The following is a 14692-nucleotide window of genomic DNA, read 5'->3' on the forward strand; positions in this document are numbered from 1 at the left end:
CCGGCCCGGAACGGCCCACTCTACCGGGCCGGGAAAGGGTCGGTCAGTGCTCCGCCGCGGAGGTGACGAGTTCGGTCAGCACGCCGTGGCAGTCCTTGGGGTGCAGGAAGGTGATCCGGGAGCCCATGGAGCCGGTGCGCGGCTCGTCGTACAGGACCCGCACACCCTTCTCCCGGATGTCCGCGGCGTCCCCGTCCACGTCCTCGGTGCCGAAGGCGATGTGGTGGACGCCCTCGCCGTTCTTGGCCAGCCACTTGCCCACCGCGGAGTCCTCCCGGGTCGGCTCCAGGAGCTGGAGGTAGGAGGCACCGCCGTCGGAGGTCCCGTTGATCCGGAGCATGGCCTCGCGGACGCCCTGCTCCTCGTTGACCTCGGAGTGGTACACCTCGAAGCCGTACGTCGCCCGGTAGAACTCCACGGTCTTGTCGAGGTCGAAACAGGCGATCCCGATGTGGTCGATACGCGTCAGCATTCCCCAAGTGCAGCGCCCGGTGGCCGGTTACGCAACGTGCGCGCCGTCACACCCGCGGGCCGGTGACCCGGATGAGCCCCGCTCAGTACATTTGAGTAAACCCTCGTTCACTCCTCAGCTGCGGCTGAAAGGGGATCGTGCACATGTCTGAAACGACCGGTAACACCTCCGTGATCGTCGCGGGCGCCCGTACGCCCATGGGCCGCCTGCTCGGCTCGCTGAAGTCGTTCTCCGGGGCCGACCTCGGCGGCTTCGCGATCAAGGCCGCGCTCGACCGGGCGGGCATCGGCGGCGACCAGGTGCAGTACGTGATCATGGGCCAGGTGCTCCAGGCCGGGGCCGGGCAGATCCCGGCGCGCCAGGCCGCGGTCAAGGCCGGCATCCCGATGAACGTCCCCGCCCTCACCATCAACAAGGTGTGCCTCTCGGGCCTCGACGCCATCGCGCTCGCGGACCAGCTCATCCGCGCCGGCGAGTTCGACGTGGTCGTGGCCGGCGGTCAGGAGTCCATGACCAACGCGCCGCACCTGCTGCCGAAGTCCCGCGAGGGATACAAGTACGGTGCGATCGAGATGCTCGACGCCATGGCCCACGACGGTCTCACCGACTCCTTCGAGGGCGTCGCCATGGGCGAGTCCACCGAGAAGCACAACACCCGCCTGGGCATCCCGCGCGAGGTCCAGGACGAGATCGCGGCCCTCTCCCACCAGCGGGCCGCCGCCGCCCAGAAGAACGGGATCTTCGAGGCCGAGATCACCCCGGTCGAGATCCCGCAGCGCAAGGGCGACCCGGTCCTCTTCTCCCAGGACGAGGGCATCCGCGCGGAGACCACCGCCGAGTCGCTGGGCAGGCTGCGTCCCGCCTTCGCCAAGGACGGCACCATCACCGCCGGCACCTCCTCGCAGATCTCCGACGGCGCCGCCGCCGTGGTCGTGATGAGCAAGGCCAAGGCCGAGGAGCTCGGCCTGGAGTGGATCGCCGAGATCGGCGCCCACGGCAACGTCGCGGGCCCGGACAACTCGCTCCAGTCGCAGCCGTCCAACGCCATCGCGCACGCCCTGAAGAAGGAGGGGCTCCAGGTCGGCGACCTGGACCTCATCGAGATCAACGAGGCGTTCGCCGCGGTCGCCCACCAGTCGATGAAGGACCTCGGCGTCACCCCGGAGAAGGTGAACGTGAACGGCGGCGCCATCGCCCTCGGCCACCCCATCGGCATGTCCGGCGCCCGTGTCGTCCTCCACCTGGCGCTGGAACTGGGGCGCCGCGGCGGAGGCGTCGGCGCGGCCGCGCTGTGCGGCGGCGGCGGTCAGGGCGACGCGCTGATCGTGCGCGTCCCGGCCAAGTAAGTACCGGCGAGTCAAGGAGCGATTGCGTCATGGTGGACGTCCCCCAGTTGGTGGCCCAGGCGAGAGAGGGCAGGCCGCGGGCCGTGGCCCGGCTGATCTCCCTTGTCGAGGGGGCGTCCCCGCAGCTGCGGGAGGTGATGGCGGCGCTGGCGCCACTGACCGGCGGCGCGTACGTCGTCGGTCTGACCGGGTCGCCCGGCGTCGGCAAGTCCACCTCCACCTCGGCGCTCGTCACGGCCTACCGCCGGGCCGGCAAGCGGGTCGGCGTGCTCGCCGTCGACCCGTCGTCGCCGTTCTCCGGCGGGGCGCTGCTCGGCGACCGGGTCCGGATGTCGGACCACGCGTCCGACCCGGGCGTCTACATCCGCTCCATGGCCACGCGAGGCCACCTCGGCGGCCTCGCGTGGGCCGCGCCCCAGGCGATCCGGGTGCTGGACGCCGCCGGATGCGACGTGGTGATCGTCGAGACGGTCGGCGTGGGGCAGTCGGAGGTGGAGATCGCCTCCCAGGCCGACACCTCCGTGGTGCTGCTCGCGCCCGGCATGGGGGACGGCATCCAGGCCGCCAAGGCGGGCATCCTGGAGATCGGCGACGTCTACGTCGTCAACAAGGCCGACCGCGACGGTGCGGACGCGACGGCCCGCGAGCTCAACCACATGCTGGGCCTCGGCGAGGCCCGCGGGCCGGGGGACTGGCGCCCGCCGATCGTCAAGACGGTCGCCGCGCGGGGCGAGGGAGTGGACGAGGTCGTCGAGGCGCTGGAGAAGCACCGCGCCTGGATGGAGGAGCACGGTGTCCTCGCCGAGCGCCGGGTCCGCCGGGCGGCCACGGAGGTCGAGACCATCGCCGTCACCGCGCTGCGCGAACGCATCGGCGACCTCCACGGGGACCAGAGGCTGGGGTCGCTGGCGGGGCGGATCGTGGCGGGGGAACTCGACCCGTACCGGGCTGCGGACGAACTCGTCGCGGGGCTGACGTCCTCCTGACGGGGGGTGCCGCGGGGGCGCGGGGGCGGGGTTTCGCGGGGCGGGGCTCGGTGCGTGTGCTCCTGCGGGTGGGGGTTTGCGGGGGCGCTGCCCCCGAGCCCCCGCGCCTCGATCGCCGGCGGGGCTGATGTCGGCGGCGTTCGAGGACACCGGGCGGAGCGAGGTGGCCCGGGGCCGGGGCCCGCACGCGTGGTCTCGCGGGCGCGAGGTCTCCCGGGGCGCGTGCCCCGGGGTCTGCGTTCCCGTGGGCGGCAAGTCTTCGCGGGGGCGCTGCCCCCGAGCCCCCGCGCCTCGATCGCCGGCGGGGCTGATGTCGGCGGCGTTCGAGGACACCGGGCGGAGCGAGGTGGCCCGGTTGCCGGGGCCCGCGCGCGCGGTCTTGCGGAGCGGGGTGCTCCGACAGGTGCGGGTCAGTCGGTCGAGACCGCGGCCGTGCGGGCGTCCACGCGGAGTTCGCGGTCGTCGTGGAGTTCGATCTCCCAGTGGTCGGACCGATCCCCGTCGTCGTCGAAGTCCGCGGACGCCACCCTCGCGTCCGGATGGGCCTTGAGCACGGCGGCGATCGCCTCGCCCGCGTCGACCTTCGCGTCGCGCAGCGCCTTGCGGTCGCCCGTGTCGTCGGAGTCGTCCGAGTCGTCGTCCTTGCCGGCGACCCGCACCGTGCCGTCGGAGGCGTCGACGGTCAGCTCGTGCTCCCGGTCGTCGCGTCCGAGGACCTCGACCTCCCAGTGCCCGTCGCCGTCGTCGTCCAGGTCGACCGACTCCACCGTGCCCGGAGTCCTCGCGAGGGCGGCGGCCGCCGCCTGCGCCGCCGTGACGCCGCCGGACGCCGCGGGGCGGTCGTCACGGCCGTCGTCCCGGTCGTCGTCGTCGCGGGCACCGTCCTGCTCGGCCCGGTCGTCGTCGCGGTCGTCGTCGCGGGCGTCACCGTCCGCCGCCGTCCCCGTGCTCGTGACCCGCGGCGCGTCGTCGTCCGACACGGCGACCGCCGTGTACGCGCCGCCGCCGACCAGTACCGCCGCCGTGAGGGTGGCGACGACCAGCTTGCGCTTCATGAGGGTTCCTCCCGGATCGTTCCGTCGTCGTTCTGGTGGACACTGTTGCCCCGGGCGGCTGAAGCGACCCTGAAGCCGGCTGAAGGGATCTTCAGCCGGGATTTGCGACCCTGACCTCATGAGGTTGTTGATCGTGGAGGACGAGAAGCGGCTCGCCCTGTCCCTCGCCGCCGGCCTGACCGCCGAGGGTTTCGCCGTGGATGTCGTCCACGACGGGCTGGAGGGCCTGCACCGGGCGGCGGAGGGCGTGCACGACCTGGTCGTGCTCGACATCATGCTGCCCGGGATGAACGGCTACCGCGTGTGCGCGGCCCTGCGGGCCGCCGGTCACGACATGCCGATCCTGATGCTGACCGCCAAGGACGGCGAGTACGACGAGGCCGAAGGGCTCGACACCGGCGCGGACGACTACCTGACCAAGCCCTTCTCGTACGTGGTGCTCCTCGCGCGCATCCGGGCGCTGCTGCGGCGCCGGGGCCGGGCCGGCGGGTCGCCGGTGCTGGCCGTCGGCGACCTGCGGGTGGACACGGCGGCGCGCAGGGTGCACTGCGGCGAGGCCGAAGTGACGCTGACGACCAAGGAGTTCGCGGTGCTGGAGCAGCTCGCGCACCGCGCGGGGGAGGTCGTCGGCAAGCCGGAGATCCTGGAGCACGTCTGGGACTTCGCCTACGAGGGCGACCCGAACATCGTCGAGGTCTATGTGAGCGCGCTGCGCCGCAAGCTCGGCGCCGGCCGTATCCAGACGGTTCGGGGCGCCGGGTACCGGCTGGTCGAGGCGTCATGAGGTCGGTACGGGCCAAGGCGGCCGCGGGCGCCACCGTGGTCGTCGCGGTGGCGCTGATCGCGGCGGGCGCGGCGGTGCTGCTCGCGCTGCGGTCCAGCCTCATCGACCGCACGGACCTGGAGGCCGAGGTCGTCGCCCGGGACGTCGCGGCGCAGCTGGCGACCGATGTGCCGCCCGGCCGGCTGGAACTCCCGGACGACGAGCGGCGGCCCGTGCAGGTGGTGGCCGAGGACGGACGCGTCGTGGCCGTCAGCGATCAGCTGGAGGCGATCTCGGGGACGTCCAGCACCGAGGTGGAGCCGGGTCCGCCGCCCGGCGGGAGCGCCGGTGACGAGGACGACGATGACGACGACGACCCGGCGCGCGGCGAGGTCTCGGGCGACGGGCCGCGCTTCTCGTCGGGGGCCGCGACGGTCGACGGGGACCGGGCCGACTACCGGTTCGCCTCCGTGGAGGTGACGTCCGGGGAGCGGCAGACGTACACGGTGCACGCCGGAGCCCCGCTGGCCACCGAGCAGGACGCGGTCGGCACGGTCCGGGACGCGATGCTCGTGGGCCTGCCGGTGCTGCTCGCGGTCGTCGGCTCGGTCACCTGGCTGGTCACCCGCCGGGCGCTGCGGCCGGTGGAGGGCATCCGCAGCGAGATGGCGGCGATCACCGCCTCCGAGGACCTCTCGCGCCGGGTGCCGGAACCGGCGTCGCGGGACGAGGTCGCCCGGCTGGCCCGGACGACCAACGAGACGCTGGCCGCCCTGGAGGCGTCGGTGGAGCGGCAGCGGCGGTTCGTGGCCGACGCGTCGCACGAACTGCGCAGCCCGATCGCGTCCCTGCGCACCCAGCTGGAGGTGGGCGCGGCCCACCCCGAGCTGCTGGACGTGCCGGGAGCGGTGGAGGACACCGTACGGCTCCAGCAGCTGGCCGCCGACCTGCTGCTGCTGGCCCGCCTGGACGCGGGGGAGCGGCCAGGGGGCACCGCCGTGGACATGGGGCGGCTGCTCCGCGAGGAGGTGGCCCAGCGGTCGGGCGACCGGGTCACCGTCTCGGTCGACGCCGGGGACGGGCTCGACGTGAGCGGAGCGCGCGGGCAGTTGGCCCGGGTGGTGGGCAACCTGCTGGACAACGCCCAGCGCCACGCGGCCACGGAGGTGACCGCCGCCGTCCGCCCGGAGCGGGGCCAGGTCGTGCTGACCGTGGCCGACGACGGCGAGGGGGTGCCCGAGGCGGAGCGGGAGCGCATCTTCGAACGCTTCGTGCGCCTCGACGACGCCCGCACCCGCGACGACGGCGGCGCCGGGCTCGGTCTCGCGATCGCCCGGGACGTGGCCAGGAGGCACGGGGGGACGCTCACCGTGGGGTCGTCGCCGCGCGGCGGCGCGCTCTTCGAGCTGCGTCTGCCGGCCGCCGGCTGAGGCCGTCCCGGCGGTCCGCGGCGGGCGCGCGGCATGGCGGAGGCCGTGGTGGCAGCCCTGGTGGGAGCCCGTGTGTTGCGGGGGTGTTGCAGTCTTCTGGCGAACCGCCGGGGACGTCTTCCGCCCCGCGGGGGCCGCGTCTAGCGTCCGGTGTCGGCCGCCGGGAGCGCACGCGCCGGCCGCGCCGTCCGTGCACGCGACCGAGGAGCGACCATGGCCCACCACGCCCTGTCGGAGTCCGCCTACGACCGCAGGAGGCTGCGCCAGTGGGTGCGGGGCGAGGCACGCACCGCCGGGCTGAAGCGGCGCGACATGCTCGGGCTGCTGGCCGCCGCCGGGGCCGCCGCCCCGTTCGCGGCGGCGGGCAGCGCCTCTGCCGCGGGCCCCGCCTCCGCCGGGGCGCGCGAGGCGCCGGCCGCCGGGGCGCGGACGGTGTCCGCCGCCGCCCCGGGCATCGTCAAACCGCTGCCGCCGGAGCTGTTCACGGTGCGCGGCACCAACGCGGAGACGGTGTTCTCGTCGCTGCGCGGCACGGGTGTGCTCACCCCGGCCGACCGCTTCTTCGTCCGCAACCACACCTCCACGCCCCGCATCGACGCGCAGGGGTGGGAGCTGACGGTGTGGGGGAGCGGCCTCGGCGGCGGCCCGGTCCGCTTCTCGTACGACGACCTGAGGGCGCTGCCCGCCACCACCGCGACCGCCTTCGTCGAGTGCGCGGGCAACGGCCGCAGCTTCTACGCGACCCAGCAGGGGCAGCCGGTCAGCGGGACGGCGTGGACGCTGGGCGCGATCGGTGTCGCCCGGTGGCGCGGTGTGCGCCTGGGCGAGGTGCTGCGCCGGGCCGGGGTGTCGCGGCACGCCGTCGACGTCCTGCCGCGCGGTCTCGACGACGAGGTCGTGAGCGCGGGCGTGAACCTGGGCCGTGTCCGCCGTCCGCTGCCGATCGCCAAGGCGATGGACGACGTGCTGGTGGCGTACGAGATGAACGGTGAGCCGCTGCCGCCCGACCACGGGTACCCCGTGCGCCTGGTCGTGCCGGGCTGGGTCGGCATCTCGTCGGTGAAGTGGCTCGGCGACATCGAGGTCGGCGACGCGCCGCTGTACTCGCCGTGGAACACCGACATGTACCGGCTGTTCGGCCCGGACCACCCGCCCGGGGGCAGTGCGCCGCTCACCCGGCAGACGCTGAAGAGCGCCTTCGAACTGGACCGGGACGCGACGCTTCCGGCGCGGCGGCCGGTGCTCCTCACCGGACGCTCCTGGTCGGGGGCGGCGCCGGTGCGCGAGGTGGAGATCAGCACGGACGGCGGGGTCCGCTGGCGGCGGGCGCGCCTGCACGACGTGCCGCGTCCGGGCAGCTGGGTCCGCTGGTCGGCGACCTGGGTGCCGCCGGCCCCGGGGCCGGCGGTGCTGCTGGCCAGGGCGGCCGACCGGGCGGGGCGGACCCAGCCGGAGGCGTCGGCGCACAACACCCAGGGCTATCTCTTCGACGCGGTGGTCCGGCACCCGGTGACCGTGGTCTGACCCGGATGCCGGCCGCCGCCCTGCGGACGTCCCGCAGGGCGGGCCGCGGTGCGGCCGTGCCGCTCAGAGCTTGCCGCGCCTGCCCCGCAGGTGCTCGGCGACGGGCGTGAGGGAGGCGCGGAGCTCGGCGAGCGCCTCGGGCGACATCATGTCGATGAAGTGCTTGCGCACGGAGGCGACGTGGTGCGGCGCCACCTTGCGCATCGTGTCGACGCCGTCGTCGGTGAGCACCGCGTACAGGCCGCGGCGGTCGGACTCGCAGTTCTCGCGCCGGACGAGTCCGGCGGTCTCCATGCGGGTGATCTGGTGGGAGAGGCGGCTCTTGGACTGGAGCGTCGCCGCGGCCAGGTCGCTCATCCGCATGCGCCGCTCGGGCGACTCGGAGAGGTTGACCAGGATCTCGTAGTCGTTGTTGGTCAGTCCGAACGGCTGGAGGTCCTTCTCGAGCTGGTGCATCAGCAGCTTGTTGACTTCCAGGTGCGTGCGCCAGGTGCACTGTTCTTCGTCGGTCAGCCAGCGCGTGGCCGTTTCGGTCTCCATATAGAGATACTATCCTAAGAAGTTGAAATACAGACGAAGTTGGGGGGTGTGACGTCCGGTACCCCGCGCGCAAGCGTGCGCGTCAGGGGCGCAGACGTTCGACGTCACACTCCGCAGACTACCGCTCACAGGCCGAAGCGACGCTGGAGGTCGCCGAGCTGGCCGGGAAGGCGCGGTGCGCCGCCGGGCTGCCCGCCGCCGCCCGGCACTCCGTGGTTCGCCCCGGGGACGCCCGCCCCGCCGCCCACCGTGCCGGTCGCCACCTCGGGCATCAGCATCTCGCTCGACTGCAGCAGCACCGTGCCGGCGCCGACGAACTCGAACTGGTGCTCCTCGCCGGACGCCCCGCCGACGCCGGTGAGCGCGCGCAGCCCGCCCATCACGCCGGACATGTACCCGTGGTCGTAGTGGTGGCAGGGGGAGGGACAGTCCGCCCAGCCCACCAGCGCCTGCGGATCCACCCGCACGGGGGGTTCCATGAACACCACCGGCCCGTTGGACGCGGCCACGAACTTCCCGGTGCCGATGAGCGTCAGGAAGCCCGGCACGATCGACTGCTTCAGCGCCAGCGACGGCTGGTACGCGAGCAGGTTCCCGGCGCGGATCGTCAGGTTGCCCTCGTCGAGGTCGAAGGAGTTCACATCGAAGGCGCGGTCCGCGAGGAGCATCTTGCCGCTGCCCTCGGCGACCACCCAGTCGCCCGCGTGCAGCGGCGAGTGGAAGGACGACCGGCGCAGGCGGTCGAGCCGTCCGTGGCCGATCCCGTTGAACTCGATGCGCCCGTAGTAGGCGATCATCTTGCCCTTCTGCAGGAACCAGGGGCTTCCCTTGAGCTCCACGCAGAAGGTGTACGCGTCGACGTTGTCGTCGCTCGGCAGGGTCGTGGGGTCGTGGATGACGGGCGTGCTCACAGCTTCTCCTCCGAGGCCTGGACGTAGACCGCACCACTGCCGCTCAGCTCCAGCTGGAACGCCTCGCCCGAGCCGCGCCCCACCATGTCGCGCCAGCCGAGCGCGGTGGAGAGCTTGTTGCGCACGTCGCCGTGGTGCGCGACGTACGCCTGCGGGTCGACGTGGACCGCCCGGCCCGGGGTGACGGGCAGTTCGATCACTCCGCCGTGGGCCATCACGGCCACGGCCCCGTGGCCCTTGAGCGTCGTGGTGAACAGGCCCTGGCCGGTGACCTGCCCCCGCACCATGCCCATGACCCCGCCCTGCGAGCCCATGAACATCGTGCCCTGCGTCAGGGTGCCGTCGAAGGCCAGCAGCCGGTCGGCCTCGACGTAGAGGGTGTCGCCGGAGAGCTGGATCACCTGGATGTGGTGTCCGCCGTGGCCGAACATGACCGTGCCGTCGCCCTCGACGGTCATCAGGGGCGTCGCCTCGTTCGCCACCCGGCGGCCGATCATGGACATCACCCCGCCCTGACCGCCCTGCACATTGGGCGTGAACGAGACCTCGCCGCGGTACGCGAGCATCGCGCCCCGCTGGGAGAACATCTTCTGCCCCGGCGCGATCACGGCCTCGACCACCCGGGAGTTCACCTCGCGGAACGGCATCAGACGTCGCCCCCCACCGTGTTGCGCTCGCTCGGCTGCACGTAGACCAGCCCGTCGCCCTCGAAGCGGATCTGGAACGCCTCGCCGCCGCCCTCGCCGAGGAAGGTGCGGAAGGTCACACCCGACTGGAAGTCCTGGCGCAGGTCGCCCTGGTGGGCGATGTAGGCGCCGGGGTCCACGGAGAGCGGGTACTGCGGGGTGACCCGCAGCACCACCGCGGGCCCGTCGGACATGATCGCGGCCTGGCCGCTGCCCTCCACGGTCGTGGTGAACAGGCCGTTGCCCTGGGAGGCCCCCCGCAGACCGGTGAACGTGGTGCCCGTGCGCAGTCCGGCGTCGGTGCACAGCAGGTTGCTGGACTCGACGTAGAGGGTCTCGCCCCGCAGGTGCACCAGGCTGATCTCGCTCGCCCGGTCGGCGAACCAGCAGGTGCCCTGCCCCTTCACCTCCATCACGGTCATCTGCTCGCCCGTGAGCCGCCGGGTGACCATGCCGCGCAGGCCCTCGCCGCCGCCGGTCATCTTCTTGAACGCCATCTGGCCGTCGTAGGCGACCATCGAGCCGTTCTTCGCTTTCACGGTGTCGCCCGTCATGTCGACGGCGAGCACCTTGCTCCCCTGGAGCCGGAACGTTGCCACGGACAGGACGTTAACGGGTCATCCCGCCCCCGGACAGGGCCCTTGAGGAGGATCCGGACCCTGACAAAGGCTTGGCAAAGAAGGCTGCCACAATGGGTCCGGCGCTTGTGCATCCGTTCACAAGATCGCCGGCCCCGTCATGCCCACCCCGACGTCGAAGGTGCCTCACGTGGACATCAAGACCGCATCCTCCCTCCACCGCCTCCGCCTGGTCTCGGCGCCGGAAGCGGTGTCGTTCCTCCTCCTGCTCGTCTGCTCGGTGCTCAAGCGCACCACGGACTTCAACGCGGTCCCGGTCATGGGTGCGATCCACGGCTTCCTCTTCGTCGTCTACGTCCTCTTCTGGCTGGACGCCTGGAACCGCACCAAGTGGGGCATCGGCACCGCCGCCTTCTACTTCGCGATGTCCGTCCTGCCCCTCGGCGGCTTCTTCGCCGAGCGCCGTCTCAAGCGCGAGGCCGCCGACGCCGTCATCGCCTCCCGCGCCCGCGCCGAGGGCACGGTGAACGCGTGATCGTCGCCTTCTCCGTCACACCGCTCGGGGTGGGCGAGGACGTCGGCGCGTATGTGGCCGACGCCGTACGCGTCGTCCGCGAGTCCGGGCTGCCGAACCGCACCGACGCGATGTTCACCTCCGTCGAGGGGGAGTGGGACGAGGTGATGGACGTCGTGAAGCGGGCCGTCGCCGCCGTCGAGGCCCGCGCGCCCCGGGTCTCGCTCGTGCTGAAGGCGGACATCCGCCCCGGTGTCACGGACGGCCTCACCGCCAAGGTCGAGACGGTGGAACGCCACCTCGGCGGCTGACCCCGGCCACCGCCCCGAGAGCCCCCGGCCCCCCGCGGCCGGGGGCTCTCCGGCGTCCGGGAACGCGTCCGGAGCCGTGCCGGACCCGGAGCCGTGCCGGACCCGGACCCCGGGCCGGAGCAACCCGGGCCGGAGCACCCCGGCCCCGAACGCTCCGTCCCCCACCCGGCGCCGCCGCGCGGACGACCGGTCCCGCCGCCGGGCCTCACTCCTGCGGGGAGGCGGCGAGGGCGGTGCCGAGCGGGGTGCGCTCGTACAGCACCTGGTGGCCGTAGCGGCGGGAGGTGAGCAGCCCCGCGTCCCGCAGCACCGCGAGATGCGCCGACACCGACGACGGCGCCAGCGAGAGGCGGCGGGCCAGCACCGTCGTCCCGGCCGGCTCGTCCAGGGCGCAGAGAACCCCGGCGCGCACCCGGCCCAGCAGCGCGCCGAGCGCCGCCGGAGTGCTGCCGGCGGGGCGGGTCCACAGCCCGCCGATCCCGCGCACCGGGTAGATCACGGCCGGCTGCCAGGGCGGCTCGTACCCGCTGATCACGTCCGGCCAGCAGAACACGCTCGGCATCAGCACCAGACCGGTGCCGCCGAGGACCCGGCTGTGGTCGCCGCGCATGCCGCCGATGGTCAGGGTGGAGTCCTCCCAGGTCAGCCGCGGACTCAACTCGCCCACCAGTTGCGCGAAGCCGCCCTCGGCGAGCCGTCGGGAGTGGTAGGCCACGTCCGCCTCCAGCAGGGTGCGCAGCCGGGGCCACTCCGGCTCGACCAGGGTGTGCCAGGCCTGTTCGAGGAGGTCCGCCGTCCTGCGGACCGTGCGGGCCGGGTCGGCGAGCAGGTCGCGCCCCGCCGGGCTGTCGCGCCGCCCGGGGACGGAGTCGAGCGCCGCCCCGATGTCCGCCAGGGCGGCCTCGGCGGGCGTGGCCCGCACCCGCGCGATCTCCTCCTCGAACGACGCCACCGGCCCGCGCGGCATGGGGCAGAAGAAGTCGGGGTTGTGGCCGCCGTCCGGCATCAGCGTCCACAGCGGGCGCAGGTCGAGCCCGGCCGCGGCCTCCCTGATGCGCCGCAGCCAGGGCAGGTGGTAGCCGTGGCGGCGGGGCCGGTCCAGGGTCCGCACCGCCTCCTGCGTCTCCCACAGCGGGGAGACGGCGAACCGGCAGCGCAGCAGGTCCTGTTCGTCGAGCAGCAGTTGGAACGGCATCCGGCCCCCCGAGCGGTGATTCGGCTGGGGACGAAAGTCTAGGGACCCGTCGCCGGCGTCGGCACGCTGTCCCCATGCCAAGCCGCCAGCAGGCGCCGGACCGCTCCGGCTACCGGACCGTGTTCCGCGTCCGCGAGTTCCGCGCCGTCTTCGCCGCCCATCTGCTCTCCCTCCTGGGCGTCGTCACGGCCGAGATCTCGCTCACCGTCCTCGTCTACGGACTCACCGGTTCCCCGCTGCTCGGCGCGCTCACCTTCGCGCTGGGCTTCCTCCCCTACGCGGTCGGCGGGACGCTGCTCTCCTCGGTGGCCGACCGCCACCCCGCGCGCCGGGTGCTCGTCCTGTGCGACCTGGTGTGCGCGGCGTGCGCGCTCCTCATGGCCCTGCCCGGCACGCCGGTCGCGGTCCTGCTCGTCCTGCGCTGCGCCCTCGCCGCCGTCGCGCCCGTCTTCACCGGGACCAGGGCAGCCGCCCTCACGGACATCCTCGGGGAGGGCGAGCTCTACGTCCTCGGACGCTCCCTGCTGCGGATCGTCTCCCAGAGTGCGATGTTCGCCGGATTCGGTGCCGGCGGACTGCTCCTCGCCTTCGTGTCACCGCGCGGCGCGATCAGCCTCACCGTGCTGACCTTCCTGGCCTCGGCGCTGCTGCTGCGGTACGGCACCCGGGCGCGGCCCGCCCGCGCCGCCGCCGGACCGACCGGGGCGACCGCCGATTCGCTGGCCGCCGCCCGGGTGCTCCTCGCCGACCCCCGGGTCCGGGTGCTGATGCTGCTCTTCTGGCTCCCCGCGCTCTTCGTCGTCGCCCCGGAGGCGCTCGCCGCCCCCTACGCCGACGCGCTCGGCACGGGCCCCGCCGCGGTCGGGCTGATGATGAGCGCCATGGCCGCCGGCCACGTGGGCGCCGAGCTGTACGCGGGGTCCCGGCTGAGTCCCCGCGTCCGCGACCGGATCGTGCTGCCGCTCGCCGCCTTCGGGCTGGTACCGCTGGCCGGGTACGCGCTCCTCCCTGGCCTCGGCTGGGCGCTGCTGCTCCTGGTGCTGAGCGGGGTGAGCGCGGCCGGTCTCATCGGTCTCGACCGCTGGTTCGTCGAGGCGGTGCCCGAGGAACTGCGCGGGCGGGCGATGACCCTGATGACCGCGGGGCTGATGACGGCGCAGGGTGTGGGCATGGCGCTCGCGGGACTCGCGGCCGAGTTCTGGCCCGTGCATCACGTGGTGGCGGGCGCCGGTGTCCTCGGGACCGCGTGCTGCGCGGTGACGGTGGTCCGTGCCCGGCGGCACGGCGTGGGCCCCGGCGGGCCCGCCCGGACCGAGGCGCGAGACGGGGCTGACCACGATGTGACCAGTAGGTAAGGTCGTGCCGTGCCGAAGCCGCTCAGTCTCTCCTTCGATCCCATCGCCCGGGCCGACGAGCTCTGGAAGCAGCGATGGGGGCCCGTGCCCTCGATGGCGGCGATCACCTCGATCATGCGGGCGCACCAGATCCTGCTCTCCGAGGTGGACGCGGTCGTCAAGCCGTACGGCCTGACCTTCGCCCGCTACGAGGCGCTGGTGCTGCTCACCTTCTCCAAGGCGGGCGAGCTGCCCATGTCCAAGATCGGCGAGCGGCTGATGGTGCACCCGACCTCGGTCACCAACACCGTCGACCGGCTGGTCCGCTCCGGTCTGGTCGCCAAGCGCCCCAACCCGAACGACGGACGCGGCACCCTCGCCTCCATCACGGACAAGGGGCGCGAGGTGGTGGAGGCCGCCACCCGCGACCTGATGGGCATGGACTTCGGCCTCGGCACGTACGACGAGGACGAGTGCGCCGAGATCTTCGCGATGCTGCGGCCCCTGCGGGTGGCCGCCCACGACTTCGACGAGATCTGAGCCGCCGGGCGCCTCGCGTCCGGCCGGGCCCGCCCCGGGCCGGGCCGCCGGGCCCCGGCCCGGCCGGACACCCCCTCGAAGATCGCCCTCCGCGCCCGGTTACGCTCGGTGCCATGAAAGCGAATGTGCTGACCCGGTACCGCGTGATGGCGTACATCACCGCCGTCTGGCTGCTCGTGTTCACGGGCGCCATCGTCCTGAAGTACGGGTTCGACACCGGCGACACCATGCTGATCTCGCAGATCCACGGTGTGCTGTTCATCGTCTACGTGATCTTCGCCTTCGACCTCGGCTCGAAGGCGAAGTGGCCGTTCGGGAAGCTGCTGTGGGTGCTGGCCGCCGGCTGCATCCCGTTCGCCTCCTTCTTCGTGGAGCCCAAGGTCTCCCGCGAGGCCCGCGCCCTGATCGGGGGCGGCACGGCCGCCCCCGCCCGGGCCGAGGCGTAGCACCCGGGAATCCGGCTCCACAGCGCCGCGGGCACGGCTCGCGGCGCGCTGCCGTCGACAG

Annotated in this window: 17 protein-coding genes; 10 read left to right on the forward strand and 7 right to left on the reverse strand. The window is 73.4% G+C overall.

What is annotated here, in order from left to right:
- Positions 1 to 43: 43 nt before the first annotated feature.
- Positions 44 to 472 (reverse strand): methylmalonyl-CoA epimerase, encoded by a 429-nt coding sequence (gene mce, locus IAG43_RS22030; protein ID WP_187742420.1) that lies wholly within the window; start codon positions 470 to 472, stop codon positions 44 to 46.
- A gap of 143 nt (positions 473 to 615) precedes the next feature.
- Between mce and IAG43_RS22035 the strand changes: the two genes are divergently transcribed.
- Both IAG43_RS22035 and meaB read left to right on the forward strand, forming a co-directional pair.
- On the forward strand, positions 616 to 1818 hold the full coding sequence (locus IAG43_RS22035) for an acetyl-CoA C-acetyltransferase (protein WP_187742421.1): 1203 nt from the start codon (positions 616 to 618) through the stop codon (positions 1816 to 1818).
- 29 nt (positions 1819 to 1847) lie between these two features.
- Entirely contained in the window at positions 1848 to 2804 is a 957-nt protein-coding gene (gene meaB / locus IAG43_RS22040; protein WP_187742422.1) for a methylmalonyl Co-A mutase-associated GTPase MeaB, read from the forward strand.
- Positions 2805 to 3214: 410 nt separating this feature from the next.
- On the opposite strand, the gene IAG43_RS22045 is transcribed toward meaB, so the two are convergent.
- Positions 3215 to 3859 carry a PepSY domain-containing protein gene (locus IAG43_RS22045; RefSeq protein ID WP_187742423.1) on the reverse strand — a complete coding sequence of 215 codons (645 nt, stop codon included), beginning with the start codon at positions 3857 to 3859 and terminating at the stop codon, positions 3215 to 3217.
- 118 nt (positions 3860 to 3977) lie between these two features.
- On the opposite strand from IAG43_RS22045, the gene IAG43_RS22050 reads away from it, so the two are divergent.
- From IAG43_RS22050 to IAG43_RS22060, 3 genes are all read left to right on the forward strand, one after another.
- Complete coding sequence (locus IAG43_RS22050) at positions 3978 to 4643, forward strand: response regulator transcription factor (protein WP_187742424.1); 666 nt, start codon at positions 3978 to 3980, stop codon at positions 4641 to 4643.
- Positions 4640 to 6052: a sensor histidine kinase gene (locus IAG43_RS22055; protein ID WP_187742425.1), complete on the forward strand. Its 1413-nt coding sequence runs from the start codon at positions 4640 to 4642 to the stop codon at positions 6050 to 6052. The genes IAG43_RS22050 and IAG43_RS22055 overlap by 4 nt, the downstream gene beginning before the upstream one ends.
- A 213-nt stretch (positions 6053 to 6265) precedes the next feature.
- Entirely contained in the window at positions 6266 to 7576 is a 1311-nt protein-coding gene (locus IAG43_RS22060) for a sulfite oxidase (RefSeq protein WP_187742426.1), read from the forward strand.
- 63 nt (positions 7577 to 7639) lie between these two features.
- Here IAG43_RS22060 and IAG43_RS22065 read toward each other — a convergent pair whose 3' ends face one another.
- The 4 genes from IAG43_RS22065 to IAG43_RS22080 all read right to left on the reverse strand — a co-directional run bounded on the left by IAG43_RS22065 (position 7640) and on the right by IAG43_RS22080 (position 10312).
- A complete protein-coding gene (locus IAG43_RS22065; protein WP_187742427.1) occupies positions 7640 to 8116 on the reverse strand; it encodes a MarR family winged helix-turn-helix transcriptional regulator in 477 nt (158 codons plus the stop codon).
- 125 nt (positions 8117 to 8241) lie between these two features.
- Positions 8242 to 9027 (reverse strand): AIM24 family protein, encoded by a 786-nt coding sequence (locus tag IAG43_RS22070; protein WP_187742428.1) that lies wholly within the window; start codon positions 9025 to 9027, stop codon positions 8242 to 8244.
- The gene (locus IAG43_RS22075; RefSeq protein ID WP_187742429.1) at positions 9024 to 9674 is read right to left on the reverse strand and encodes an AIM24 family protein; all 651 of its coding nucleotides are present in this window, start codon (positions 9672 to 9674) and stop codon (positions 9024 to 9026) included. The genes IAG43_RS22070 and IAG43_RS22075 overlap by 4 nt, the downstream gene beginning before the upstream one ends.
- On the reverse strand, positions 9674 to 10312 hold the full coding sequence (locus tag IAG43_RS22080; protein WP_187742430.1) for an AIM24 family protein: 639 nt from the start codon (positions 10310 to 10312) through the stop codon (positions 9674 to 9676). Before IAG43_RS22080 ends, IAG43_RS22075 begins: the two co-directional genes overlap by 1 nt.
- Before the next feature lie 169 nt (positions 10313 to 10481).
- Here IAG43_RS22080 and IAG43_RS22085 point away from each other — a divergent pair, with 169 nt between their 5' ends.
- Together IAG43_RS22085 and IAG43_RS22090 are read left to right on the forward strand one after the other, a co-directional pair.
- Positions 10482 to 10826: a DUF3817 domain-containing protein gene (locus IAG43_RS22085; protein WP_187742431.1), complete on the forward strand. Its 345-nt coding sequence runs from the start codon at positions 10482 to 10484 to the stop codon at positions 10824 to 10826.
- Complete coding sequence (locus tag IAG43_RS22090) at positions 10823 to 11116, forward strand: MTH1187 family thiamine-binding protein (protein ID WP_187742432.1); 294 nt, start codon at positions 10823 to 10825, stop codon at positions 11114 to 11116. The genes IAG43_RS22085 and IAG43_RS22090 overlap by 4 nt, the downstream gene beginning before the upstream one ends.
- Positions 11117 to 11321: 205 nt before the next feature.
- On the opposite strand, the gene IAG43_RS22095 is transcribed toward IAG43_RS22090, so the two are convergent.
- Complete coding sequence (locus IAG43_RS22095; RefSeq protein WP_187742433.1) at positions 11322 to 12311, reverse strand: ArsR/SmtB family transcription factor; 990 nt, start codon at positions 12309 to 12311, stop codon at positions 11322 to 11324.
- Positions 12312 to 12385: 74 nt separating this feature from the next.
- Here IAG43_RS22095 and IAG43_RS22100 point away from each other — a divergent pair, with 74 nt between their 5' ends.
- The 3 genes from IAG43_RS22100 (at position 12386) to IAG43_RS22110 (ending at position 14631) form a co-directional block, all read left to right on the forward strand.
- Entirely contained in the window at positions 12386 to 13666 is a 1281-nt protein-coding gene (locus IAG43_RS22100) for an MFS transporter (protein ID WP_187742434.1), read from the forward strand.
- A gap of 9 nt (positions 13667 to 13675) precedes the next feature.
- The gene (locus IAG43_RS22105) at positions 13676 to 14185 is read left to right on the forward strand and encodes a MarR family winged helix-turn-helix transcriptional regulator (protein ID WP_187742435.1); all 510 of its coding nucleotides are present in this window, start codon (positions 13676 to 13678) and stop codon (positions 14183 to 14185) included.
- Positions 14186 to 14298: 113 nt separating this feature from the next.
- The gene (locus IAG43_RS22110; RefSeq protein WP_187742436.1) at positions 14299 to 14631 is read left to right on the forward strand and encodes a DUF3817 domain-containing protein; all 333 of its coding nucleotides are present in this window, start codon (positions 14299 to 14301) and stop codon (positions 14629 to 14631) included.
- Positions 14632 to 14692 lie beyond the last annotated feature (61 nt).

Source organism: Streptomyces genisteinicus, from assembly GCF_014489615.1.
GTDB classification, from domain to species: domain Bacteria; phylum Actinomycetota; class Actinomycetes; order Streptomycetales; family Streptomycetaceae; genus Streptomyces; species Streptomyces genisteinicus.